This is a genomic window from Nocardia thraciensis (assembly GCF_054782435.1).
On sequence record NZ_BAAGSM010000023.1, the window covers coordinates 279,499 to 305,528 of the forward strand.

Here is a 26,030-nt window from a genome sequence, read left to right on the forward strand (position 1 = left end):
AAAGAGATCCGGCATGAAGGTTGTGATCGCCGGTTCGTCCGGACTGATCGGGACGGCGCTCGTGGCGGCCCTGCGGCGCGACGGGCACGAGGTGGCTCGCCTGGTGCGCCGTCCCGCCGCGGGCCGCGACGAGTTCTCCTGGGACCCGGCGCGCGCCCAGGTCCCGCACCAAGCGCTGCGCGGTGCGGAGGCGGTGGTCAACCTCTGCGGTGCCGGGCTCGGGTCCCGCCGCTGGAACGGCAGCTACAAGCAGGAGCTGCGGGACAGCCGGATCACGCCCACCGACGTGCTCGCCGAGGCGGTCGCCGCCGCCGGGGTGCCCACGCTGCTCAACGCGAGCGGCGCGCACTTCTACGGCGGCGACACCGGCGACCGGGTGATCACCGAATCCGCCCCTGCCGGAACGGGTTTCCTGGGGACGCTGTGCCGCGACTGGGAGGCGGCGACGCATCCGGCGGCCGAGGCGGGCGCACGGGTGGTGCTGCTGCGCAGTGCCGTCGTGCTGGCGCGCCACGGCGGCATGCTGAGCATGCTGCAGCCCCTGTACTCGCTGGCGCTGGGCGGGCGGCTGGGCAACGGCCGCCAGTACATGCCGTGGATCTCGCTCGACGACGAGATCGGCGGCATCGTCTTCGCCCTCACCCACGACACCGTGTCGGGCCCGGTGAACATGGCCGGTCCGGCCCCGGTGACCAACGCCGAGTTCAACCGCGCACTCGGCCGCGCGGTGCACCGCCCCGCGCCGTTCGTGGTGCCCGCCTTCGCTTTACGCCTCCTCATCGGCGAATTCGCCCAGGAGGCAATCCTGCACGGCCCCCGCGCCATCCCCACGGTCCTCGAGTCCGCGGGATATACGTTCCAGCACAACACGATCGGCCAGGCCCTGGATGCCGCGGTGGGCCGCCGCGACGCTTGACACTCCCCCGACACCATTTCCGAGCGAGCAGGTCGATGTGATCATCCGCGACGCACGGGAGGCGGACCTCCCGGAGATCCTCGTGATCCACAACGATGCCATCGCCGCGACCACCGCCATCTGGGACACCGAGCCGGTCGGGATCGAGGAGCGGCGGACGTGGCTGCGGGACCGCCGCGCCGCCGGGTATCCGGTCCTGGTCGCCGAGATCGACGGCGAGGTCGCGGGATACGCGAGCTACGCGCAGTGGCGGCCGAGGTCCGGCTATCGGCTCACCGTGGAGAACTCGGTGTACGTCGCCGACCGCTTCCACCGCCGCGGGGTGGCCACGGCGTTGCTGGCCGAACTGCTGAACCGCGCCGCCGGGGCCGGGACCGTGCACGCGATGATCGCGGCGATCGAATCGGCCAACACCACCTCCGTCAAGCTGCACGAGAAGTTCGGGTTCCGGATCGTCGGCGAGCTGCCGGAGGTCGGCCGCAAGTTCGGCCGCTGGATGGATCTGACATTGATGCAGCTCACACTGCCTGTCGCGGATACCGGGGACGAGCCGCGCTGACCACGCCGACAGCTGCGCGCAGCACCGTCGACGCCGCTGCCGCACCCGCCGCGCACCGGTCTCGCGGCCGACGCCCGGCCGGCCGGCGGCCCGCCCCCGCACACCGGTAACGATGGCGTAACCTCGCTGACCGTGAGTGAGCGCAGCGACCCTGCAGGCGACCCTTCTCTATCCGACGGACCGTCGACCACATCGACCCCGGAGTCGCTGACCGACACCTCGGCCCTGCCGATCCTCCCGGCCGCCCGCAAACCCGCCGAATCCGCGCGCTACGACGACACCCCCGTGATCGTCGAGCAACTCGGCCTCATCGACTACCACCACGCCTGGGAATTGCAGCGCGGCATCGCCGAGGAGCGCGCCGAAGACCAAGGCAGCGACCGGCTGCTGCTGCTGGAACACCCCTCCGTGTTCACCGCCGGACGCCGCACCGAACCGACCGACCTGCCGATCGATGGCAGCCCGGTGATCCAGGTCGACCGGGGCGGCAAGATCACCTGGCACGGTCCGGGGCAACTGGTCGGCTATCCGATCGTGCGGCTGGCCGAACCGGTCGACGTGGTCGACTACGTCCGCCGCCTGGAACAGGCCCTGATCACCGTGTGCACCGGCCTCGGCGTCGAATGTGGACGGGTGGAGGGCCGCTCCGGGGTATGGGTGGCGGCCGACGCCACGCGGCCGGACCGGAAGGTCGCGGCGATCGGCGTGCGGGTGCAGCGCGGCGTGGCCCTGCACGGCATCGCGCTCAACTGCAATTCGGCCCTGGACGGCTTCGAGACGATAGTGCCCTGCGGAATCCGCGACGCCGGGGTGACGACCCTGAGCCGCGAGCTCGATCGCGAGGTCACCGTGCCCGAGGTCCGCGACCTGGTCGCCGACGCGATCCTGCGAGCCCTCGACGGCGCCCTGCCGGTCACCGACCACACGACGCACCCCGTGCCCGGGCGGTCGCGGACGGAATGCGAACACAGGCACAGGCCGAATGATTCCCGCGAGGCCGCGTCGCGATGACCACCCCACCACCCTGGAAACCGGGTCGCAGGCGCCGCGTAGAGTCGATTTCGTGACCTCCGTCGACACCCCGACATCGCAAGGCTCGGCACACACCGCCGCAGCGCCCAACGGCCGCAAGCTGCTTCGCATCGAGGCACGCAACGCGGAGACGCCGATCGAGCGCAAACCCTCGTGGATCCGCACCCGCGCCACCATGGGCCCGGAGTATTCCGAACTCAAGGGCCTGGTGAAACGTGAAGGGCTGCACACTGTCTGCGAGGAGGCGGGCTGTCCCAACATCTTCGAGTGCTGGGAGGACCGCGAAGCCACCTTCCTCATCGGCGGCGAGCAGTGCACCCGCCGCTGCGATTTCTGCCTGATCGACACCGGTAAGCCGCAGCCGCTGGATCGCGACGAGCCGCGCCGCGTGGCCGAGAGCGTGCAGCAGATGGGCCTGCGCTACTCGACCATCACCGGCGTCGCCCGCGATGACCTCGAGGACGGCGGCGCGTGGCTGTACGCCGAGACCGTGCGCGCCATCGAGCGCGTGTCCCCGCACACCGGCGTCGAGCTGCTCATCCCCGATTTCAACGCCAAGCCCGACGCGCTGGCCGAGGTGTTCTCCTCCCGCCCCGAGGTGCTGGCCCACAACGTGGAGACGGTGCCGCGGGTATTCAAGCGGATCCGCCCCGCCTTCACCTACGAGCGGTCTCTGAGCGTCATCACCGCCGCCCGCGAGGCGGGCCTGATCACCAAGTCCAACCTCATCCTCGGCATGGGCGAGACCCCCGAGGAGGTCACGCAGGCGATGCGCGACCTGCACGAGGCGGGCTGCGACATCCTCACCATCACCCAGTACCTGCGCCCCTCCCCGCGCCACCACCCGGTGGACCGCTGGGTGAAGCCGCAGGAGTTCGTCGAACACTCCGATGTCGCAACGGAAATCGGCTTCGCCGGCGTGATGGCCGGGCCGCTGGTCCGCTCCTCCTACCGCGCCGGAAGGCTCTACGCCCAGGCCATGAAGCGCCACGGCCGCGAGTTGCCCCCGCAGATGGCGCACCTCGGCGACGAGAGCACCGCCGCCCAGGAGGCCACCTCGGTGCTGGCCCGCTTCGGTTCCTGACCGCCCGTCTCCCGCGGGCCGCGTGCGGCGCGTCCCGGGATCTTTCGAATCGATGACAGGCCGTGGTCCCCGGTGGGAAGCTCGAGTGAACCGCACGTGTCGACTCCGGGAGCGAGGACACACATGGCCGACAGAGCGAGTACATCGGCAGGCGCCAACGGTACGACCATCACGGCGGAGCGTCCCGACGCCATCCGCAATGTGGTGCTGGTCGGCCAGAGCGGATCGGGTAAGACGACACTGGTGGAGGCCCTCGCGATGGCCACCGGCGCCGTCACCCGGGCCGGTCGCGTGGAGGACGGCACCTGCGTCTCCGATTACGACGACATAGAACAGCGACAACACCGGTCGGTACAGCTGTCGGTGGTGCCGGTCGGCTGGGCGGGCATCAAGATAAACCTCCTGGACACACCCGGGTACGCCGATTTCGTCGGGGAGCTGAGGGCCGGTCTGCGCGCCGCGGACGCGGCCCTTTTCGTGATCTCGGCGGCCGCGGGCGCGGCGGGCGTGGGCGGGCAGACGCTGGCCCTGTGGGAGGAGTGCGCGAGCGTCGGCATGCCGCGCGCGCTGGTGATCACCCACCTGGACGCCGCCCGCGCCGATTTCGACGAGATGACCGAGACCTGCCGCGAGTTGCTCGGCGGCGGTGCGGCGGAAAGCATGCTGCCGCTGCATCTTCCGGTGTACGGCGCGAAGGGTGCCGACGGGCACCGCCCCGTCACGGGCCTGATCGATCTGCTCACCGAGCATGTCTTCGACTACTCGAAGGGCGAGCACACCCGCGCCGAGCCCACCGCCGACCAGGCCGCGCTGATCGATCAGGCGCGCGGTCGGCTCATCGAGGGCATCATCGCCGAGAGCGAGGACGAGTCCCTCATGGAGCGGTACCTGGCGGGTGAGGCGATCGACCTGACCACGCTGGTCACCGACCTGGAGCGGGCCGTCGCGCGCGGCACCTTCCATCCGGTCCTGATCGCGGCGCCGCCCCCCGAGGGCGCGCGCGAGGGCCTGGGCATGGTGGAGATCCTGGACCTGATCACGCGCGGATTCCCCACTCCCGCAGAGCATCCGGTGTCGGCGTCGGGCCTCGACGGCGCCCGACCCGCCCCGCTGTCCTGCGATCCCGACGGCCCGTTGGCAGCGGAGGTGATCCGCACCGCGTCGGACCCGTACGTCGGCCGCCTGTCGCTGGTGCGGGTGTTCTCCGGGACGCTGCGCGCGGACGAGACGGTGCACGTCTGCGGCCACGGCCCGGTCGAGGAGCGCAATCACGACGTCGACGAGCGGGTGGGCGCGGTATCGGTGCCGTTCGGCAAGCAGCAGCGCCCGCTGGGCCAGGCCATCGCCGGAGATATCGCCTGCGTCAGCAAGCTCGGCCACGCGGAGACCGGCGACACCGTCTCGGCGAAGGACGCGCCGCTGCTGATCGAGCCCTGGCCCATCCCGGAACCGCTACTGCCCGTGGCCATTCGGGCGCACGGCAAGGCCGACGAGGACAAGCTCTCGCAGAGCCTGGCGCGCCTGGTCGCCGAGGATCCGACGGTCCGGCTCGAACAGAACGGCCAGACCCACCAGCTGGTGCTGTGGTGTCTGGGCGAGGCGCATCGCGATGTCGCCCTAGAGCGGCTGCGGTCCCGGTTCGGGGTGCGGGTCGATACCGTCGAGCATCGCGTCGCGCTGCGAGAGACGTTCGCCACCACCGCATCCGGGCGCGGGCGGCATGTGAAACAGTCCGGCGGCCACGGCCAGTACGCCATCTGCGAGATCGAGGTCGCGCCGCTACCGGAGGGCTCGGGCATCGAGTATATCGACAAGGTGGTGGGCGGAGTCGTTCCGCGACAGTTCATTCCGTCGGTGGAGAAGGGTGTGCGGGCGCAGGCCGCGCGCGGGGTGGCCGCGGGATATCCGCTGGTGGATGTGCGAGTGACGCTGTTCGACGGCAAGGCGCATTCGGTCGACTCCTCCGACGCCGCCTTCCAGACCGCCGGTGCGCTGGCCCTGCGCGAGGCCGCCGCGGCCGCCCGCATCAGCCTGCTGGAGCCGATCGCCGAGGTCCGGGTGACGGTGTCCGACGACTACGTCGGCGCCGTGCTCAGCGATCTGTCCGGCCGCCGCGGCCGCGTGCTCGGCACCGAGCCGACCACCGCGGGCCGCACCGTGATCCGCGCCGAGGTCCCCGAACTCGAATTGAGCCGCTACGCCATAGATCTGCGCTCCCTCGCGCACGGCGGCGCGCAGTTCACCCGCAGCTACGCCCGGCACGAGCCGATGCCCTCGCAACTGGCCGAGAGCATCCGGACCCAGACCTCGGCCTGAGCACGTCCGCGCGCTGCGCTCACCCGGCCGACGCTGCGGTGTCGGCGCTCCGATAGACGGGCAGCAACGCGGAGAGGTCGGCGGCGCCGATGATGCGCGGCACGATCGAGGCCGTACTGACCAGATGCAGGTCGATACCCCGCCGACGGCACCGGGCGGCCTCGTCCGCCAGCGCGGCGAACGCCCGGCATCCGATGAAGTCGAGTTGCTCGAGATCGACGACGAGCGGGCCGGGCGCGGTCACGGCCGCGGCGGCCGCATCCAGCAGGTGCTTCCAGGTCGGCAGCGTGCACGCGTCCACTTCGCCCTGCGCGCGCAGGAGCAGCGCCGGGCCTCGGAACTCGATATCGCCCGTGAGCCGGGACGAGATGGCGGCCGGGCCGGACATTCTTCCTCGGCGGTGGGTTATGGAGGAGACGGTGGGGCTCATAGCGCCCTCCCGGTAGTCGCGCCGTAGCGTTCGATATCGGATCCGCCCTGCCGATCTGAAGGCCGATCCTTCCTTCGAGTAACCGCCGCCCAGACCACCGAAACCTGTCGGCGAAGCCGCTACGCACGGGCAATCGGCAGCGACGCCCAGACCACCTTGCCCAGCGGCCAGCGCGGAATACACCCCCAGGCCAGCGCCAAGCGGGCCACGATGTGCAGCGAGCCGGGCGGCTCCGAGCCCGGCGCGGGTTCGCGCAGCATCGCCACGCGGGGGTCGGAATCGGACACCGCCACGGTGAACGTCCCCCTGCTCAGCTCCAGCCGCAGCCCGATGTCGTCATCGCTGTCCGCGTGTATCAACGAGTTCTCCACCAGTTCGGTCGCCACCAGCGCGCCGTCCGGACACACCTCGGGCACGGCCCAGCGCTCGCACACCTCCTCGACGAATCGCCGGGCCCGGCGCCCGGAGGGCGGAGCCCGGGTGAGCCTGAGCCCGGCGTGCCGCCGGGGCGGCGTCGCGATGACACCGGCCACCGCGGCGGCGAGGGTGGCGAACACCGGCACGACGCGATCGATGGCGCTGGACCGGAAGCGGGCACGCATTCCCGCCTCCTCCACGACCAGCAGGATCGGCACCGCGGGCCAAGTGCCGGTGCGCATCCGGGCGCTGGAGAACGCGGTCAGCGACAGATCGGAGGGGATCGCCAGATCGTCCACCGGCACGATGACGGCCCGCGGCTCCTCGATGGCGAATCTGACCAGGTCATCGCCGAAATTCCGGTAGTTGAGCGCATTCAGCTCGCCGCGCGGCCGGATGATCGAGTAGCCCTCGAACTCTGTTCGTACCCAAACGATTTCAGAATTCGTCATCTGCCTCATACCCTTCGGTCCCGCCGGTCGGGCCCTGCGGCCCCGGCGACCCGTCACGACACCGCGTCGGCCCGACTCCGACCGACTCCTTCGTCGGGTAGCCGCCCCGGCCGGTGCCAAACAGCCTCCCGTCACGGCCGCAACGGCCCCCTCCCGGTCCCTCCCGCCGCCGAGGCAATCGGGCATTCCCGATATCCTGAGAGCCATGGCAGCAGGGAAGGGCGGGAAGCCGTCCAAGGAAGCGAAGGCCGCGGCGAAGGCGGCGCGCAAGCAGGCGTCGAAGGAGCGGCGCCAGCAGCTCTGGCAGGCGTTCCAGATGCAGCGCAAGGAAGACAAGCTCCTGCTGCCGTTGATGATCGGCGCATTCGTCGGCATCGCCGTGGTGCTGTTCGTGATCGGCCTGATCGTGGGCCTGCAGTGGTTCTTCCTGCCGGTCGGGCTGCTGTTGGGCGCGCTGGTGGCGTTCATCATCTTCGGGCGCCGGGTGCAGCGCAACGTGTACGCGCGGGCCGAGGGCCAGGCCGGGGCGGCCGCGTGGGTGCTGGACAATCTGCAGGGCAAGTGGCGCGTCACCCAGGGCGTCGCCGCCACCACCCAACTCGACGCCGTGCACCGCGTGATCGGCCTGCCGGGCGTGATCCTGGTCGCCGAGGGTTCCCCGTCGCGGCTGAAGTCGCTACTGGCGCAAGAGAAGAAGAAGACCGCGCGGCTCGTCGGAGACACCCCGATCTACGACGTCGTCATCGGCAACGAGGAGGGCCAGGTCCCGCTCAAGGGCCTGCAGCGCTACTTGACCAAGCTCCCCCGCAATATCGACGCCAAGCGCATGGAACTCATCGAGGGCCGCCTCGCGGCGCTCGCCACCCGCGGCGGCCCCGCCCTGCCCAAGGGCCCGCTGCCCACCGGCGCCAAGATGCGCGGCGTGCAGCGCACCATCCGCCGCCGCTGACGCGGTGACGACGGGCTAGCGCGAGCGGACCAACGCCGTTCCCGTGGCGCGGTCGTGCATGCCGCGGCCGTCGGAGTCGGTGAAGAGGGCGGGGACGACGAAGATCAGCAGGACCTGGCGGGCCAGGGCGCGGACGATGCCGACCGTGGCCTCGGCGTCCACCCGGATCACCCGCATGCGCAGGAAGAACTGGCCGGGCGTGAACCCGAACAGGGTCACGCACCCCACGCCGAGCGCGAACCACACCAGCAGCGTGAGGGTGTTGATGGAACCGCCGCGCGCGATGATGGCCGCGATCCCCATCGCGATGAACCAGTCGATGAAGAGCCCGGCGATGCGCCGCATCATCGACACCAGCGATCCGGCGCCGGACTCCGGCAGCCCCAGCAGCTTGCCCGGATACTCGTCCGGCCCAGGCCCACCCGGGTCCGCCGCATCAGGTCCGGACAACCAGGAACCGGTAATTCGCGCCATGCCCCCAGCTTAGGCGGCCGAAGCACATCGGACGGTGGGCAGGTTGCGCGTGGGAAACTCTCAGCATGCCATGGCGCTCGAAGCGCGATTCGTAACACATATTTACGGGCCTCCGCGACCGCCCGCTTCCGCGGAGTGGCAGGATATGCGTGCTGGTCGAGCAACGATCGGCGTCGAACCCGGCCCCGCGGACGGCTCCGGGACGCCGCGATGCGCGGTCGGCGCCACGTGTAACACTGGCGAAACACAGTCTTGATTGTCGGGAAACACCGCGTCCATAGCGTTCATCGACGACGCCCAGCAATCGGCACAGGCTGGGAACCGATCCGTAAGGAGTACTAAGTGGCGTTCAGCACGGCCGACGAGGTCATCAAGTACATCAAGGAGGAGGACGTCGAGTACGTCGACGTCCGGTTCACCGACCTCCCCGGTGTGCAGCAGCACTTCTCGATCCCGGCGAAGGCCTTCACGGCCGACCTGGCCGAAGAGGGCCTGGCGTTCGACGGATCGTCGGTGCGCGGTTTCCAGTCGATCGACGAGTCGGACATGCTCCTGCTGCCCGACTTCAGCACGGCTCGCATCGACCCGTTCCGCGCGGCGAAGACCCTGAACCTCAACCACTTCGTGCACGACCCGTTCACCCGCGAGGCCTACAGCCGCGACCCCCGCAACGTCGCGCGCAAGGCCGAGGAGTACCTGAAGAGCACCGGCATCGCCGATACCGCCTTCTTCGGCCCCGAGGCGGAGTTCTACATCTTCGACTCCATCCGCTACGACTCGGCGATGAACGGCTCCTTCTACGAGATCGAGTCGGTCTCCGGTTCGTGGAACACCGGCGCCGAGTTCAACCCGGACGGCACCCTGAACCGCGGCTACAAGGTCCGCAACAAGGGCGGCTACTTCCCCGTCGCGCCCTACGACCACTACGTGGACCTGCGCGACAAGATCTCGACCAACCTGCAGAACGCGGGCTTCGAGCTGGAGCGCGGCCACCACGAGGTGGGCACCGCCGGTCAGGCCGAGATCAACTACAAGTTCGGCACCCTGCTGTCGGCGGCCGACGACCTGCAGCTGTTCAAGTACATCGTGAAGAACACCGCGTGGGCCGAGGGCAAGACGGTCACCTTCATGCCGAAGCCGCTGTTCGGCGACAACGGCTCGGGCATGCACGTGCACCAGTCGCTGTGGAAGGACGGCAGCCCGCTGTTCCACGACGAGGCCGGCTACGGCGGCCTGTCGGATCTGGCGCGGCACTACATCGCGGGCATCCTGCACCACGCCCCGTCGCTGCTGGCCTTCACCAACCCGACCATCAACTCCTACCACCGGCTGGTGCCGGGCTACGAGGCCCCCATCAACCTGGTGTACTCGCAGCGCAACCGCTCGGCCGCGGTCCGCATCCCGGTCACGGGCAACAACCCGAAGGCCAAGCGCGTCGAGTTCCGCGCGCCGGACTCCTCGGGCAACCCGTACCTGGCGTTCGCCGCGATGATGATGGCGGGCCTGGACGGTATCAAGCGCAAGCTGGAGCCGCTGGCCCCGGTCGACAAGGACCTCTACGAGCTCCCGCCGGAGGAGGCCAAGAACATCCCGCAGGCCCCCACCAGCCTGGATTCGGTCATCAACAAGCTCGAGGAGGACCACGAGTACCTCACCGAGGGCAACGTCTTCACCGAGGACCTCGTCGAGACCTGGATCTCGCTCAAGCGCGAGAACGAGATCGCCCCGGTCAACCTGCGCCCGCACCCCTACGAGTTCGAGCTGTACTACGACGTGTAAGTCGCTGTACCGCAGGTTCTCTCACGGAGCCCCGGCCGATTTCGGCTGGGGTTCCGCCCTTTTCGCCCTCATCACCTCCGGCACGCGATGCCTCATCTTATTTCCGGCGCGCCACATACGGAGGGCTTCGAATGCCTTGGGGCGTAGGAGAATTTGTGTTGTCGATAGCGAATCCCGGTGAGTGCGTGGACAGTCCCGCTCAGTGAGGCAACGGCGGCGAGATGGATGAGAAAGCTGTCGCGGACGGTGCAACCGGTTCTAACGTCGCCCGCCATGAAGATTTCGCTCATTTCCCTTCTCGGCGCGGCCGTTACGGCCGTCGCCCTGACCGCCGGTCCGGCAACGGCCGACCCGATCAGCGCCCCAGCTTCGGCAGGCGGAAGCGTGAGCCCTTCGCCGCGGCGGCGGGCTTGTTCACCGCGGACAGGGCGGCGTACTCGTCGTCGGTGAGGGTGAGGGTGAGGGTGGCCGCGGCGATGTTCTCCTCCACGTGCGCGACGCTGGAGGTGCCGGGGATGGGCAGGATGACCGGCGACCGGCGCAGCAGCCAGGCGAGGGCGAGCTGCGACGGGGTGGCGTCTTCGCGCTTGAAGGTGTCGAGCGGTCCGCCCGGCCGGGCGAGATCGCCGGTGGCCATGGGGAACCAGGGGATGAACGCGATATCGTTCGCCTCGGCGTAGTCGAGGACGTCCTCGGCGCTGCGGTCGGCCAGGTTGTACAGATTCTGCACGGAGACGATCTCGGCGATCTTGCGCGCCTGCGCCAACTGCGCCACCGTGACCTGGGACAGCCCGATATGCCGGATCTTCCCCTCCTTCTGCAGCGCCGCCAGCTCGCCGACCTGATCGGCCAGCGGCACCTGCGCGTCGATACGGTGCAGCTGGTACAGATCGATGCGCTCCACGCCCAGGTGGCGCAGGCTCAGCTCGAGCTGCTGGCGCAGGTATTCGGGACGGCCGACGGGGATCCACTCGCCCGGGCGGGGACGGCTCAGCCCGCCCTTCGTCGCGATGACCATATCGTCCGAATACGGGTGCAGCGCATGGCGAATGAGCGTCTCGCTGACGAACGGACCGTAGGAGTCCGCGGTGTCGATGAAGGTGACACCCAGCTCGGCGGCCCGGCGCAGCACTCGGATCGCCTCCTCCGGATCCTTCGGATCACCCCACACGCCGGGGCCGGTGATCTGCATCGCGCCGTAGCCCAGGCGATGCACGGGCAGATCGCCGCCGAGGGCGAAGGTGCCCGAGGCGGCGGCGGGACGCGAGTCGGCTTGGGTGGTCATACATTCCTTCCGAACGGGGATGGCTGATCAGTCGGGGCTGGGAAAGAAGCCCGAGTTGATGAAGGACCGGACATAGGCGTCCAGCGCCGCCGCATCGATCGGCGGGCAGTGGATGCCCGCGCCGCGCAGCGCCGCCCGCGTCCGGGTGTCGTCGACGGGCGCGACGGTTCCACCGTAGTTGCCGCTGACCAACACCGCGCGCACGAGCGAATCGTCGCCGGACGCATCGCGGGCGGCGGCCTCCTCGGCCAACCGGGCCGCGATCTCCTCGATCGGGGCGACCGACACCGCGATCCCGTTGCCGCGCAACGAGTCGAAGATATCGGCGATCGCCACCGACTCCGAGTGCACCAGATGGTAGGCCGAACCGTCGGCGGGCCGCGCGGACAGCGCCACGATGGCCTGCACGACGTAGTTCACCGGGACCAGCGGCATGGCGGCGTCACCGGTGTCGGGCGCCAGTCCGAGTACGGCGGCGGCCCGGATCATGTTCCAGAACGAGTCGTCGACGCTGTTCACCCCGACCCGCGGATCGCCACTCACGATTCCGGGGCGGTAGATACTCACCGGGACGCCGCGCTCCCCCGCCTGCCGGACCAACTGCTCGGCAACCCATTTGCTGGCGACATACCCGTTCGCGGCCACGTCGCGGACGTCGAGGTGGGCGTCCTCGCGGCCGACGAAATCCGGTGCGGGAGTGGCCGGTACGACCGCGTTGACGGTGGAGACGAAGTGCACGGGTTTGATCCGCCCGAGCGTCGCCAGCCGCAGCACCTCGCGGGTGCCCGCCACATTCGCCGCCCGCAGCCGGGCGTAGGGCTCGATGTGATTGACGCGGGCGCCGTTGTGGTAGATCGCCTCGATCCGGTCGGCCAGGCGGGCGTATTCGGGGCCGTCCAGCCCGAGCCTGGGCACGGCCAGATCGCCCGGCACCGCGACGATCCGGCGGCGATCGGCGTCGTCCCAGATGCGGTACTTCTCCAGGGCGCCGCGAATCCGCTTGTGCGCCTGTTCCTCGTCATCGGCCCGCACCAGGCACCACACGCGGGCGTCGGTGCCGGACAACAACTCTCGTGCCAGATGTGCGCCGACGAATCCGGTGACGCCGGTGAGCAGCACGTCGCGCGGCGCCCGCGTGCGACCGGGGGCCGCGCCCGCGCCGTCGATATCCGGTTCGAGCACGGCATCGGCGGCGAGCATGGCGAAGTCGACCGGCGGCGGCGCGGCGGCCGGTTCGGTCGGGTTGTCGATGCGGGCGGCGAGGCCGCGCACGGTGGGCGCGGTGAACACCGCGGCCATCGGCACGTCCACGCCGAGCCGGGCGGTCAGCGCGCGCTGCAGCGTGAACGCCAGCAGCGAGGTGCCGCCGAGGTCGAAGAAGTCGTCCTCGGCGCCCGCCCGGGCCACGGCGAGCACCTCGGAGAACGCCTCGGCGACAAGGCGTTCGGTGACGGTGACCGGTTCGACGTACTCGCGGGCCCGGAAGACCGGCCGCGGCAACGCCGCCCGATTCAGCTTGCCCGCGTCATTGGTCGGGAAGGAGTCCAGCACCATGATCACCGACGGCACCATGTACGACGGCAGCACCTGCCCCAGCGATTCCCGCAGTCCGTCCACCGAGATAGCGCCCGGGACAGCGGAATCCACCGCCTCAGCGATCGAAGTACCAGCGTCCGAGGCAGCGGGAGCCGTCACGGCGTCCGCCGAACCAGCGATCGTCGCGGTAGAGCCCGCGGGGACTGAGTCTGTCGGCGCGGCCGGGACCACGTAGGCGGCGAGCTGGTCGCCGGTCTCCGTGGCCGCCGCGACCACTACCGCCTGGGCGACGGCGGGGTCGGCCAGCAGGGCGGCCTCGATCTCGCCCAGCTCGATGCGGTGGCCGCGGATCTTCGCCTGGAAGTCGCTGCGGCCCAGGTATTCCAGCACACCGTCGGCGTCGCGGCGGACCAGATCACCGGTGCGGTACATCCGGGCGCCGTTGCCCCCTGAGGCACTCATCCCCCCGAAGGGGTCGGCGACGAAGCGATCCGCGGTCAGCTCCGCGCGCCGCAGGTATCCGCGCGCCAACTGGTCTCCCGCCAAATACAATTCGCCGACCACTCCGGCGGGCACCGGGTGCAGTCGGGTATCGAGTACGTAGGTGCGCGTATTCCATTGCGCGACACCGATCGGCACGGTCGCGCGGTCGCGGGTCGAGGCCTGCCGGTAGGTCACCGAGACGGCGGCCTCCGTGGGCCCGTACAGGTTGTGCAGACCCGCGTCGGACAGCGCGGCGAACTCGGCGACGGTCCCCGGCGGCAGCGCCTCGCCGATGACGAAAACATCACGCAGCGAGGACAATTGCTCCGCCCGCGCGGCGGCGAGGAACACCTGCAGCACCGACGGTACGAAATCGGTGAGCGTCACCCCGTGGGTGGCGATCAACCCGGCGATATAGCTCGGGTCGCGCTGGCCGTCCGGCGCCGCCAGCACCAACCGCGCACCCGCCCACAGCGGCGCGAAGAAGCCCCACAGCGAGACGTCGAACGTGGTCGCCGTCTTCTGCAGATAGGTGTCGCCGGGCTCGAATCCGTAGTGCGCCACCATCCATTCGATCTGGTTGGTGATCGCGCCGTGCGAGACCAGCACGCCCTTGGGGCGGCCGGTCGACCCGGAGGTGAACAGCACGTACGCCGGGTGGTCCGGTCGCACCGGGGCGCGCAGTTCACGGGCGGCGACGGAATCGGCGGCGTACTCGGACAATTCGAGGGCCTCGATGTCGACGACCCGAATGCCGTTCTCCGGCACCGAATTACCACCGGCAGTCAGCACGCAGACGGGTTCGGCTGTCTCCAGCACGTAGGCGATGCGCCCGGCCGGATGGTCGAGATCCAGGGGCAGGTACGCGCCGCCCGCGGTCAGCACCGCGTACATCGCCACCAGCAGCTCCGGCGAGCGCGGGATCGCCAGTGCCACCACGGACTCCGGGCCGATCCCCTGCGCGATCAGGTACCGCGCCAAACGGTTCACCCGCGCATCGAATTCTCCGTAGCTCCAGGCGGTTTCGCCGGAGACCAGCGCCGGTGCGTCCGGCGTCGCGGCCACGGCGCGGCGGTAGCCGGTCAGCAGCAACTCTCCCGCCACGGGATGCGCGGTGTCGGCCGCATCGGACAGCAGCCGCGCGCGCTCGCCCGCGTCGAGCAGGTCGATATCGCCGACCGCGGCACCGGGGTCCGCGGCGATCGCCGCGAGCAGGCGCACGAACCGCTCCACGAAACCCCGCACGGTGTCGTGGGAGAACATGTCGGTGGCGTAGGTGACGATGCCGCCGAGCCCCGCCGGGGCGCCCGCCGCGTCGTAGGTGTCGCCGATCATCCAGTGCAGGTCGAACTGCGAGACCTCGGCGCCGATGTCCAGACTCGTCACGGTCAGCCCGGGCAGTTCCAATTCGACCGAGCCCAGATTCTGGAACGACAGCGCCACCTGGTACAGCGGGTGGCGGGCGGTCGACCGCACCGGATTCAGCGCGTCGACCAGGCGCTCGAACGGCACGTCGGCGTGTGCGAACGCCTGGATGTCGGATTCGCGCTGCCGGGCCAGTTGCTCGCGGAAGCTCGCGTCGCCGTCGTAGCGGGTGCGGAACACCAGGGTGTTGATGAACATGCCGATCAGGTCGTCCAGCGCGGCGTCGCCACGCCCGGCGACCGGCCCGCCGATCGCGATGTCGTCGGTGCCCGACAGCCGCGCCAGCAGCACCGCCAGCGCGGTGTGCACGACCATGAACAGCGTCGCGCCCTCCGCGCGCGCCAAATCGGCCAGCGCGCGGTGGGTTTCGGCATCGATGGCGATCTCGACCCGGCCACCGGCGATGGACCGCACCAGCGGACGCGGCCGATCCGACGGCAGGTCCAGCTGGTCGGGCAGCCCGGCGAGGGCCTCCCGCCAATAGGCGATCTGCTCGGATACCGGCGACCGCGGATCGTCCTCGGATCCGACCACCGCCCGCTGCCAGATGCTGAAATCGGCGTACTGCACCGGCAGCGGAGCCCAATCGGGTGCGGCCCCCGCGCCGCGCGCCGCATAGGCGGTCATCAGGTCGCGGGCAAGCGGGCCGATCGACGAGCCGTCGGCGGCGATGTGGTGCACCACCATCGCGAGCACGTACTCGCGCCCGACGGTGGGCGCGGCGCCGAGGTCGAACAGCACGACTCGCACCGGTATCTCGGCGGTGAGATCGAACACCGTCCGCGCCAGCGCGGCCAGCTCCGCCGTCAGATCCGCGGGGTCGACGGGCACGACGCGCAGCTGCGGAACCGCCTGCGACGCAGGCAGAATCACCTGGACCGCGGCATCGCGCCCGCTCCCGTCCGGCGTCTCCCGCGGCGGGTAGACCGTGCGCAGGATCTCGTGGCGGGCCACCAGGTCCGCGATGGCGGCCTGCAGCGCGTCGGCGTCCACGGCGCCGGTGAGTCGCACCGCCAGCGGCACGTTGTAGGCCACCGAGGCGGTGTCGAGCCGGTTGAGCAGCCAGAGTCCCTGCTGTGCCAGCGACAGCGGAATCTGTTCCGGCCGTGGGCCCGCGGTGAGAGCGGGACGGTCGTCGGCGGCCCTCTGCTCGCCCAACCGGACCGCCAGCGCCGTTACCGTCGGCGCCTCGAACAGCAGCCGGACCGGCACCCGCAGGTTCAGCGCGGCGCCCAGCCGCGCCATCAGCCGGGTCCCGATCAGCGAGTTGCCGCCGAGTTCGAAGAAGTCGTCGTCGGCGCCGACGGGCGTCGCGGGACCGAGCAATTCGGCGAATACGTCCGCGACCAGTTCTTCCAGCCGACCGGACGGCGCGCGGAATTCTCGGGTGTGCAGGACGGGCGCGGGCAGCGCTGCGCGGTCCAGCTTGCCGACCGGGGTGAGCGGGATCTCGTCGAGCAGCATCACGGTCGTCGGCACCATGTGCGCGGGCAGGTTGGCCTCGGCCAGCGCGGTCAGATCCGCCACCGCGACCTCGGATCCCGGGGCCGCGTGCACGTAGGAGACGAGAATCGTCGCGCCGCTGGGCAGTTCGTGCCCTACGGTGACGGCGAAATCGACCGCCTCGTGCCCGGCGAGGACCGCGTCGATCTCGCCCAGTTCGATGCGGAACCCGCGGATTTTGACCTGGAAGTCGTTGCGGCCCAGATACTCCACGTTCCCGTCGCCGGTGCGCCGCACCAGATCGCCGGTCCGGTACAGCCGTTCGCCTCCGGAACCGAACGGGTTGGCGACGAACCGGGCCGCGGTCAGCGCGGGCCGCTCGTGATATCCCCGCGACAGCTGCGCGCCGGTGATGTACAGCTCGCCGACTGCCCGGCCGGGCACCGCCGAGAGGCGTTCGTCCAGCACGTATTCGGTGATGCCGCGAATCGGTCCGCCGATGGTGACGGTCTCCCCCGGCGCCAGCGGCGCGCTGATGTTGGTCATGATCGTCGTCTCGGTCGGCCCGTAGCCGTTGTACAGTTCGCGGGTGCGGCCGCCGGCGATCGGAATCACCCAGCGCCGCACCAGGTCCGGCGGGCAGGCCTCGCCGCCGGCGATCACCACCCGCAGCTTGTCCAGACCCTCGGGATCGACCGACGCCAGCGCCGACGGCGTGATGAACGCGTGCGTCACCCGCTCCCGGCGCAGCAGCGCGGCCAGTTCCGCGCCGCCGTAGACGGCCGGCGCGGCCACCACCATCGTGGCGGCCCCGCCGACGGCCAGCAGCAGTTCCAGCACCGAGGCGTCGAACGACGGCGACGCGAAATGCAGAGTGCGGGAACTGCTCGTCACCCGGTACCGCTCACGCTGTTCGGCGCAGAAGCCCGCCAGCCCGGCCTGCGTGACGATCACGCCCTTGGGCTTGCCGGTCGATCCGGAGGTGTAGATGGCGTACGCCGGATGCTCGGCGCGCAACGGCCGCAGACGGTCGGCATCGGTCACGGGATCGGCCGAGTAGCCGTCGAGTTCGCTGTCCACATCGTCGCCGTCGACGGTCAGCCACGGCAGCTCACCGGGTAGCCCGGCGGCCAGCCGCTCGGCCGTAAGCCCCAGTACCGCATGCGAATCCGCGACCATGTGGGCGATCCGCTCGGTCGGGTAGGTCGGGTCCACGGGCACGAATCCCGCGCCGGTCTTCGCGATCGCCCAGACCGCGAGCACCGACTCCACCGAGCGCGGAATGCCCACGGCCACCAGGTCTTCCGGGCCGACGCCGCGGCCGATCAGCAGTCGCGCCAGCCGGGTCGACCGCTCGTCGAGGTCGACGTACTCCAGCTCGTCCAGCCGCTGCGCGGCATCCGCGAGCACGACCGCGATGCCGTCCGGGTTGTCGTCGACGGCGGCGGCGAGCAACTGCGGCAGCAGGGTCGCCGCGTCCCGCGCCGCGGGTTCCGGCCGGGCGGGCGCGGACAGCGCCCGGTCGCGTTCGGCCGCGTCGAGCAGATCCACGTCGCCGACGACCGCCTGCGGATTCGCGGCGACCGCGGTGAGCAGCCGCTCGAACCGCCGCCCCAGGTCTCGCACGGTGGATTCGTCGAAAACGTCCGTCGCGTAGGTGAATTCGGCGACCAGCTGGTCCGGGGCGCCGTCCTCGGCATAGCGCGGCTCGACGGTGACCTGCAGATCGAACTTGGCCACGATCTCGCCGGTGTCGACCGCCGCGACCGTGAGACCCGGCAGCTCGAGCGCGGGCTGTTCGAGGTGCTGGAACGACAGCATCACCTGGAACGGCGGACCGTCCGCGCCGGCAGTGACCGTCTCGACCACCCGCTCGAACGGGATATCCGCGTGCGCGAAGGCCGACAGGTCGGTCTCGCGTGCCCGCTCGACGAGCGCCGCGAACGGGGCGGCGCGATCGACGTCCACGCGCAGGGTCAGCGTGTTTACGAACATGCCGACGAGATCGTCGAGGACCGCGGCGCCCCGGCCCGCGATCGGCGTGCCGACCGCGATGTCCGATCCGCCGGAGAAGCGGGCCAGCAGCGCCGCCAGCGCGGCGTGCACCACCATGAACAACGACGAATTGTGTTCGCGCGCAATACGGGCCAGCCCGGCGTGCGCGGCCGCGGGGACGGCGGCCGTGACCGCGGCGCCCCGGCCGGACGGCCGGGCCGGGCGGGCACGGTCCAGCGCCAGCCGCGCGGCGCCGGACACACCGGCGAGTTGCCGTCGCCAATAGTCCAATTGCCCTGCGGCGACGGATGTCTCGTCCTCGTCGGTACCGATGACCGACCGCTGCCAGATCGCGAAGTCGGCGTACTGCACCGCGAGCGGCGCCCAGCCCGGCGCCGTGCCGCCGGTCCGCGCCAGGTAGGCGGTGACCAGATCACGAGCGAGCGGCGCCAGGGATACACCGTCCGCCGAAATGTGGTGCACGACAACGACGAGCAGGTGATCGCCCGCCGCCGCGTCGGAGAACAGTCGGGCCCGCACGGGCGGCTGCGCGGTGACGTCGAACCCCGCGGACATCAGCGCGGCGACCTTGTCGTGGTCGCCGGGCATCGCGGACTCGACCACCAGGCCGTCCGGCAGCGCCTCTGCCACCGGCAGGATCTCCTCGTACGGTTCCCCGCCGGGTCCGCGCACCGGGAACCGGGTGCGCAAGGCCTCGTGCCGCTCCAGGACGTCCGCGACGGCCTGCCGCAGCGCGGGTACGTCCAGGTCGCCGGTCAGGCGAATGGCGAAAGGCAGGTTGTACGACGGGGATTCGGGGTCGACCTGGTTGAGCAGCCACATGCGCTGCTGCGCCAGCGACAGCGGCACGAATTCCGGCCGTTCGGCGCGGGCCAGCGGCGGCCGGTCGTCCGCGTCGCCCGCACCCGGCACGATCCCGGCGGCCAGCGCGGCCACCGACGGCGTGTCGAACAGCGTCCGCACCGACACTCGCGTATCGAGCGCCGCGCTCAACCGCGCGACCACCTGGGTGGCGATCAGCGAATTGCCGCCGAGGGCGAAGAAGTCGTCGTCGGCGCCCACGCGGTCCATGCCGAGTACGTCGGCGAACACCCCGGCCACGATCTCCTCGATCGGGGTGGCGGGCGCCCGGAACTCGCGGGCAGCGAATCGCGGCCGCGGCAAGGCCTTCCGGTCCAGTTTGCCGCTGGTGTTGAGCGGGAACTCGGCCAGCTCCACGAGCGCCGCCGGGACCATGTAGACGGGCAGCGTCCGCCGCAGCGCAGCGAGCAGCTGATCCGCATCGATCCGCGCACCGGGTGCGGGGACCGCGTATGCCACCAGTTGGTCGCCCAGTTCGGACGGCAGCACCAAGGCGACGGCCTGGCTCACCGAAGGCTGCGCCAACAGCGCCGATTCGATCTCACCCAATTCGATGCGCTGCCCCCGGAACTTCACCTGGAAGTCGGTGCGCCCGATGTACTCCAGCACCCCACCCTCGCGCCACACCACGAGATCACCGGTGCGATACATCCGCCCACCCGTGCCAGCAGCCCCGAAGGGGTTGGCCACGAACCGATCCGAGGTCAGATCGAGACGGGCAACATACCCGCGCGCCAACTGGACACCGGCGAGATACAGCTCACCCGGGACCCCGGCAGGCACCGGCCGCAACCGCGAATCCAGCACGTACACCTGAGAATTCCACTGCGGCCGCCCGATCGGCACACCCGACCGCTCCTCGCCCGTGGCGGGCCAGTACGTGATCGACACCGCCGCCTCGGTCGGCCCGTACAGGTTGTGCACCGCCGCCTCCGACACCGACCGCAGCGCGGCAACGGTCTCCGGCGGCAACGCCTCACCGATCACGAACACATCGCGCAGCGACGGTATGGAACCCTCGGGAATCTGCGTGGCGAACACCGTCAGCATCGAAGGCACGAAGTCGGTGACCGTAACACGCTGTGCGGCAATCGTTTCCGCGATATACCGCGGATCGCGATGGCCGTCGTGCGTGGCGACCACCAACTTCGCCCCGGCCCGCAACGGCATGAAATAACCCCACAGCGACACGTCGAACGTGGTCGCGGTCTTCTGGAAGTAGACGTCGTCGACACCCATCGGGTACTCGGCCAGCATCCATTCGACCTGATTGTGAATCGCCCCGTGCGACACCGCCACACCCTTCGGGCGACCCGTCGACCCCGACGTGAAGATCACGTAGGCCGGATTGTCCGGATGCACGGGTTCCAGCAGCTCGTCCGCCCGCACCGGGGTGCCGTCGAAACCGTCGAGATCCACGGTGTCCATATGCAGCACCGGGATATCGCCGGGCACGGGCACCGCGTCCGCCGTCGTGCTGAGCACGCACACCGGTTGCGCGGTCTCCAGCACGTGCGCGATGCGCTCGGCCGGATGATCCGGATCGAGCGGCACGTACGCACCGCCCGCGGTGATGATCGCGTACATGCCGACGACCAGGTCCAGCGACCGCCGCACGGCCAGGCCGACCAGCGATTCCGGTCCGACATCCTGGTAGATCAGGCGCCGGGCCAGCACGTTGACCCGCTCGTCGAACTCGCGATAGGTCAGCTCGTGGCCCTCGAAGGCCACCGCGACCCGATCCGGATGCTCGGCCACCGCGCGGCGATAACCGTCCAGCAGCAGTTCGGACCGCACCGGATGCCGGGTCTCGTTCCAGTCCAGAACGATCCGGTCCCGCTCGGCGGCGGAGCGCATGATGTCGATCTCGCCCACCGGCGCGTCGTGGTCGTCGATCAACGCGTCCAGCACCCGGACCATCCGTGCCGCAAGAGCTTCCACCTCGTCGGCGGTGAACCGGCTGTTCAGGTACTTCCAGGTGAACTCGATGGTCGAATCGGCCAGCACCATCAGCGTCAGCGGGTAGTGCGTCTCGTCGTGCATGCCGACCCCGGTCACCGACAGCCCGTCGATGGAGCTGGCGGCGGCGATGGCGTCCCGGTCGATCGGATAGGATTCGAAGATGATCAGGGAGTCGAATTGCGCTCCCGCACCGGCGATCTGCTGGATATCCGGCAGCCCGACATAGTGGTGGTCGAACAGCTCCGCCTGCTCGGCCTGCAGCCGCCGCAGCAGTTCGCCCCGCGCGGCGCGATCGTCGACGCGGACCCGCACGGGCAGCGTGTTGATGAACAGGCCCACCATGGATTCCACACCGGTCAACTCGGCCGGGCGGCCGGACACCGTGGCGCCGAACACGACATCGTCGCGGCCCGTGAGCCTGCTCAGCAGAATGCCCCAGCCCGCTTGGACGATGGTGTTCACCGTGACGCCGAGGTCGGCGGCGCGCTCGCTGAGGCGGCGGGTGCGCTCGGCATCGATCTCGGTGGCCAGCTTGCTGATTCCGTGCCCCTCGGGACCGTGCGCCCGCGGCGCGAGCTGGGTCGGCTCGTCCACACCTGACAGCGCGCGTTCCCACACCCGCAGCGACGCCACGCGGTCCCGGCTCGCGAGCCAGTCCAGGAACGTGCGGTAGGACGCCACTCGCGGCAGCGCGGACCGATCACCGCGAGTTGCGTACAGCAGCAACAGATCCCGCATGAGCAACGGTATCGACCAGCCGTCGAGCAGGATGTGGTGGGACGTGATCACCAGATGCCACCGCCCGTCGGAGGCGGCCGAGGTGCGGTACAGGACGAAGCGCATCAGCGGCGCGGCGGCCATGTCGAAGCGGGTTTCGCGCTCGGCGACCACCAGCCGTTCCAGCTCCGCCGCCCGCTCGGACTCGGGCAGGTGCGTCAGATCCACCTCGCGCCAAGGCACTTCGACCGAATCCATGATCAGCTGCACGGCGTGCCCGCCGGAGTCGGGGACGAAGGCAGCCCGCAGATTCGGGTAGCGGTCCACGATCGCCTGCGCGGCCGCGCGCAATCGGCCGGTGTCCAGCGTGCCGCCCAGGTCCACCCGGGCTTGGGTGGTGTAGATATCCACCGTCGCCTGCGCCATCAGGGCGTGGAACAGCAGGCCCGACTGCAGCGGCGACAGCGGCCACACATCGCTCAGCGCCGGGTAATCGCGTTCCCACCCTTCGATATCCGGCTGGGTGACCCGGACCAGCGGCAGATCCGACGGCGTGCGGCCACCGGACTCCGGGCGCCGCGCGTGCCGGGCCAGCGCGGTGAGCGCCTCGACCCACAGATCGGCGAGTTCCTGCACCCGCTCGCGCGACAGCAGCCCGGTCGGGAAGGCGAACGACGCGCCCAGCCGCGGGCCTTCGGCGCCGTCGGTGACGATCGCGTTGATGTCGATCACCCCGTTCGCGGGCATATCGGAATCCAGCTCCGCGTCGAGCGACCCCAGATCGGTGACCGGCGCCCAGCCCGCTTCGGCGATCTCCCCCGCGTCCGCGGCGCCCCCGGCCGACACGCGGCCCAGGTAGTTGAAGGCGATCTGACCGGACGCGGGCAGCTGCGCGGCGGTCTCGGGATTCAGATGGCGCAGCAGGCCGTAGCCGAGGCCCCGGCCCGGCACCGCCAGCAACTGCTCCTTCACCGCCTTCAGCACCGACCCCAGCACAGGGCCACCGTCGAAGGCCTCGGCGAGATCCGCGCCCGCCGGATCGATCCGCACGGGGTACGCGCTGGTGAACCAGCCGACCGTGCGGGACAGATCCGCGCCCGGGGCGAAGTCCTCCTCACGACCGTGCCCCTCGAGCTTGACCAGCGCCGGGCGGGCGGTGGTCTCGCCACGCCAGCGGCTCACCGCCAGCGCCAGCGCCGACAGCAGACCGTCGTTGACGCCGCCGCGGTACGCCGCCGGGATCGCGGTCAGCACCGCATCGGTCACGGCGGCCGGGACCGTTACCTGTACTCGGTCGAGCGTAGCGAAGGTGTCGACGGCGGGATCGAGCGGCCGGGTACCGAGCAGCGGATCGGGAGTCTGTGAAACCTCTTGCCAGAAAGGCAGTTCCGCGATCCGCGCCGGATCCTCGGCCGCCTCGGCCAGCGCGTGTGCCCAGCGCCGCACCGAGGTTCCGTTGGCGGGCAACGACACCGGCTGACCGGCCACCACCTGCAGCCACGCCATCGCGAGATCCGGGATCAGGATCCGCCAGGACACGCCGTCGATGACGAAGTGGTGCGCGACGACGAGCAGCACGTCACGGCGAGTGTCCTGTTCCGGGAACGCGAACCAGACGAACCGCACCATCGCGGCCGCGGCCGGGTCCAGACGGCCCAGTGCCGCATCATATTCCGTGCTCGCCAGCCGCGACAGACCGGCATCGTCGATCTCGGCGGGCACCTGCACGTGGTGCAGCAGCACATCGACGTCGACCGCGCCAGGCTCCAGCGCCTCGAAGGTCCAGCCCTGCTCCGCCGAACCGCGCAGCCGGGCGCGCAGGATGTCGTGGTGGTCGAACACTGCGCCCAGCGTCGCGACCAGGATGTCGCGGTCGATGCCCTCGGGCAGGCGCAGCGACATCGACTGCGAGTACCGCTCATACGACGTGCCGCCGCGCACGGTCGCCGCGATCAGCGGCGTCAGCGGGATCTCGCCCACCCCTCCGCCGGGCAGCTCGGCCAGCTCCTCCCGCACGGATGTTGCTGCGCGGGAAGCGATCTCGGCCAGCGCCGCCACCGTGCGATGTTGGAAGACGTCCTGCGCGCTGAACACGATACCGCGGGCCTTGGCCCGCGACACCAGCTGAATCGACAGGATCGAGTCGCCGCCCAGCGCGAAGAACGAATCGTCCACGCTCACCCGCTCCACGCCGAGCACGGCGGCGAACAGCTCGGCCAGGACGGTCTCGTCCGCGGTGGCCGGGGCACGGAATTCCCGCGTCTCGAAGACCGGTGCGGGCAGGGCGGCGCGGTCGAGCTTGCCGACCGGGGTCAGCGGAATCTCGTCCAGCACCATGATCAGTGCCGGAATCATGTGCGCGGGCAACGACTCCGCGAGGAACTCCGCCAGCGCGGCGGTGTCGACGGCGGTTCCGACGCGCGGCAGCACGTAGGCCACCAGCGCCGCCGCGCCCGAGGGCTGGGTGTGGCCGATGGTGGCCGCGTAGTCGATATCCGGATGGGCGGTGAGCGCGTTGTCGATCTCGCCCAGTTCGATCCGGAAACCGCGGATCTTGACCTGGAAATCCGAGCGGCCGAGATATTCGATCGCGCCGTCGGATTCGTTGCGCCGCACCAGGTCTCCGGTACGGTACAGCCGGGTGCCCGGGCTTCCCGTATCGGCACCGAACGGGCTCGCGACGAACTGCCCCGCGGTCAGGCCGGGCCGTCCCAGATACCCCTGCGCCAGCGCCGGACCCGACAGATACAACTCGCCTGTGACGCCGGACGGCACGGGGCGCAGCCGCGCGTCGAGAACGAAGGCGCCGAACCCGGGGAGCGCGGTGCCGATCGTGATCGGCTCGTCCGCCGCCATCGGCGCGGTGGCGGTGGCCCAGATCGTGGCCTCGGTCGGGCCGTAGACGTTGGCGAACGACCGACCGTCGCGCGCCCACCGCCCGACCAGCTCCGGACCGAGCCGATCCCCGCCGACCATCACGACCGCGAGGTCGCTGAGGTCCGCCGGATCCACCGACTCCAGGACGCCGGGCGTGATCAGCAGGTGCGTCACCCGTTCGCGCCGCAGCAGCTCCGTCAGGTCGGCGCCGCCGATCACCTTCGGCGGCACCACCACCAGCGTCGCGCCCGAGGAAAAAGTGGCCAGAAATTCCAGGACGGAGGGATCGAAGTTCGGCGAGCACACGTGCGTCATCCGCGAATCCCCGCGCACCCCGAAGCGTTCGCGCACGTAGGCCACCAGCGCACCGAGCCCGGCGTGGGTGACCACGACGCCCTTCGGCCGCCCCGTGGACCCCGAGGTGTAGATGACGTAGGCCGGATGCTGCTCGGTCAGCGGGCGCACGCGGTCGGCGTAGGAGATCGGATGCGAAGGCCGTTCGGCGACCCGGGCGGCCTGAGCGGGCTCGTCCAGCTCGAGCCAGTCGGTGCCGGTGCCGAAGGCCGGTCGGTGCGCGGTGGTGGTCAGGCCGAGCGCCGCGCCGGAATCGGAGAGCAGATGCGCGATCCGCTCGGGCGGATAGGCCGGGTCCACCGGCACGAAGGCCGCGCCGGTCTTCGCTACCGCCCAGACCGCCAGCACCGATTCGATGCTGCGGGCGATGCCGATCGCGACCGTATCACCCGCGCCGATCCCGCGGTCGATGAGTTCGCGGGCCAGCCGTGAGGAGGTCTCGTCGAGCTCCCGGTAGGTCAGCTGCCGGGCCTCGGCCCCCGCGCCGGATGGGGGGACGCGCACGGCGACGGCGTCGGCCGCGGATTCCACCGCCGCGGTGAGCAAATTCGCGAACAGCAGGCCGCCGCCTCGACGACGACTACCACGCGAGGAACGACGATCCCTACCCACTTTGGTGCTTCACCTCTTGCCTCATACCAGCTCTACCCGCACGAAAATCAT

The 26,030-nt window shown here is 70.4% G+C and carries 12 protein-coding genes; 7 read left to right on the forward strand and 5 right to left on the reverse strand.

What is annotated here, in order from left to right:
- The first annotated feature begins 13 nt into the window (after positions 1–13).
- The 5 genes from ACYVLQ_RS15070 to ACYVLQ_RS15090 all read left to right on the forward strand — a co-directional run bounded on the left by ACYVLQ_RS15070 (position 14) and on the right by ACYVLQ_RS15090 (position 5,907).
- Positions 14–916 carry a TIGR01777 family oxidoreductase gene (locus ACYVLQ_RS15070; protein WP_460698074.1) on the forward strand — a complete coding sequence of 301 codons (903 nt, stop codon included), beginning with the start codon at positions 14–16 and terminating at the stop codon, positions 914–916.
- A gap of 37 nt (positions 917–953) precedes the next feature.
- Complete coding sequence (locus tag ACYVLQ_RS15075; RefSeq protein ID WP_460698075.1) at positions 954–1,475, forward strand: GNAT family N-acetyltransferase; 522 nt, start codon at positions 954–956, stop codon at positions 1,473–1,475.
- A gap of 231 nt (positions 1,476–1,706) precedes the next feature.
- On the forward strand, positions 1,707–2,486 hold the full coding sequence (lipB, locus tag ACYVLQ_RS15080) for a lipoyl(octanoyl) transferase LipB (protein ID WP_460698266.1): 780 nt from the start codon (positions 1,707–1,709) through the stop codon (positions 2,484–2,486).
- A gap of 52 nt (positions 2,487–2,538) precedes the next feature.
- Positions 2,539–3,591 (forward strand): lipoyl synthase, encoded by a 1,053-nt coding sequence (gene lipA, locus ACYVLQ_RS15085; RefSeq protein WP_460698076.1) that lies wholly within the window; start codon positions 2,539–2,541, stop codon positions 3,589–3,591.
- A 123-nt stretch (positions 3,592–3,714) separates the two neighbouring features.
- Positions 3,715–5,907, forward strand: coding sequence for an elongation factor G-like protein EF-G2 (locus ACYVLQ_RS15090; protein ID WP_460698077.1), 2,193 nt, complete (start codon positions 3,715–3,717; stop codon positions 5,905–5,907).
- A 19-nt stretch (positions 5,908–5,926) separates the two neighbouring features.
- On the opposite strand, the gene ACYVLQ_RS15095 is transcribed toward ACYVLQ_RS15090, so the two are convergent.
- Positions 5,927–6,295, reverse strand: a complete 369-nt coding sequence (locus ACYVLQ_RS15095; protein ID WP_460698078.1) for an anti-sigma factor antagonist — start codon at positions 6,293–6,295, stop codon at positions 5,927–5,929.
- Positions 6,296–6,456: 161 nt separating this feature from the next.
- The gene (locus ACYVLQ_RS15100) at positions 6,457–7,206 is read right to left on the reverse strand and encodes an ATP-binding protein (protein WP_460698079.1); all 750 of its coding nucleotides are present in this window, start codon (positions 7,204–7,206) and stop codon (positions 6,457–6,459) included.
- Positions 7,207–7,411: 205 nt separating this feature from the next.
- Here ACYVLQ_RS15100 and ACYVLQ_RS15105 point away from each other — a divergent pair, with 205 nt between their 5' ends.
- Positions 7,412–8,155, forward strand: coding sequence for a DUF4191 domain-containing protein (locus ACYVLQ_RS15105; protein WP_460698080.1), 744 nt, complete (start codon positions 7,412–7,414; stop codon positions 8,153–8,155).
- Positions 8,156–8,170: 15 nt separating this feature from the next.
- Here ACYVLQ_RS15105 and ACYVLQ_RS15110 read toward each other — a convergent pair whose 3' ends face one another.
- Complete coding sequence (locus tag ACYVLQ_RS15110; RefSeq protein ID WP_460698081.1) at positions 8,171–8,629, reverse strand: RDD family protein; 459 nt, start codon at positions 8,627–8,629, stop codon at positions 8,171–8,173.
- A 342-nt stretch (positions 8,630–8,971) separates the two neighbouring features.
- Here ACYVLQ_RS15110 and glnA point away from each other — a divergent pair, with 342 nt between their 5' ends.
- Complete coding sequence (gene glnA / locus ACYVLQ_RS15115; protein ID WP_460698082.1) at positions 8,972–10,408, forward strand: type I glutamate--ammonia ligase; 1,437 nt, start codon at positions 8,972–8,974, stop codon at positions 10,406–10,408.
- Between the two features lie 355 nt (positions 10,409–10,763).
- On the opposite strand, the gene ACYVLQ_RS15120 is transcribed toward glnA, so the two are convergent.
- Positions 10,764–11,693 (reverse strand): aldo/keto reductase, encoded by a 930-nt coding sequence (locus ACYVLQ_RS15120; RefSeq protein WP_460698083.1) that lies wholly within the window; start codon positions 11,691–11,693, stop codon positions 10,764–10,766.
- A 27-nt stretch (positions 11,694–11,720) separates the two neighbouring features.
- A complete protein-coding gene (locus ACYVLQ_RS15125; protein ID WP_460698084.1) occupies positions 11,721–25,979 on the reverse strand; it encodes a non-ribosomal peptide synthetase in 14,259 nt (4,752 codons plus the stop codon).
- Positions 25,980–26,030 lie beyond the last annotated feature (51 nt).

What these genes read in the sequence shown, in the direction of transcription:
- ACYVLQ_RS15095 (WP_460698078.1), bottom strand. Translation starts at nt 6,295, where the DNA reads ATGTCCGGCCCGGCCGCCATCTCGTCCCGGCTCACGGGCGATATCGAG.
- ACYVLQ_RS15090 (WP_460698077.1), top strand. Translation starts at nt 3,715, where the DNA reads ATGGCCGACAGAGCGAGTACATCGGCAGGCGCCAACGGTACGACCATC.
- ACYVLQ_RS15120 (WP_460698083.1), bottom strand. Translation starts at nt 11,693, where the DNA reads ATGACCACCCAAGCCGACTCGCGTCCCGCCGCCGCCTCGGGCACCTTC.
- ACYVLQ_RS15110 (WP_460698081.1), bottom strand. Translation starts at nt 8,629, where the DNA reads ATGGCGCGAATTACCGGTTCCTGGTTGTCCGGACCTGATGCGGCGGAC.
- ACYVLQ_RS15105 (WP_460698080.1), top strand. Translation starts at nt 7,412, where the DNA reads ATGGCAGCAGGGAAGGGCGGGAAGCCGTCCAAGGAAGCGAAGGCCGCG.
- ACYVLQ_RS15100 (WP_460698079.1), bottom strand. Translation starts at nt 7,206, where the DNA reads ATGACGAATTCTGAAATCGTTTGGGTACGAACAGAGTTCGAGGGCTAC.
- ACYVLQ_RS15070 (WP_460698074.1), top strand. Translation starts at nt 14, where the DNA reads ATGAAGGTTGTGATCGCCGGTTCGTCCGGACTGATCGGGACGGCGCTC.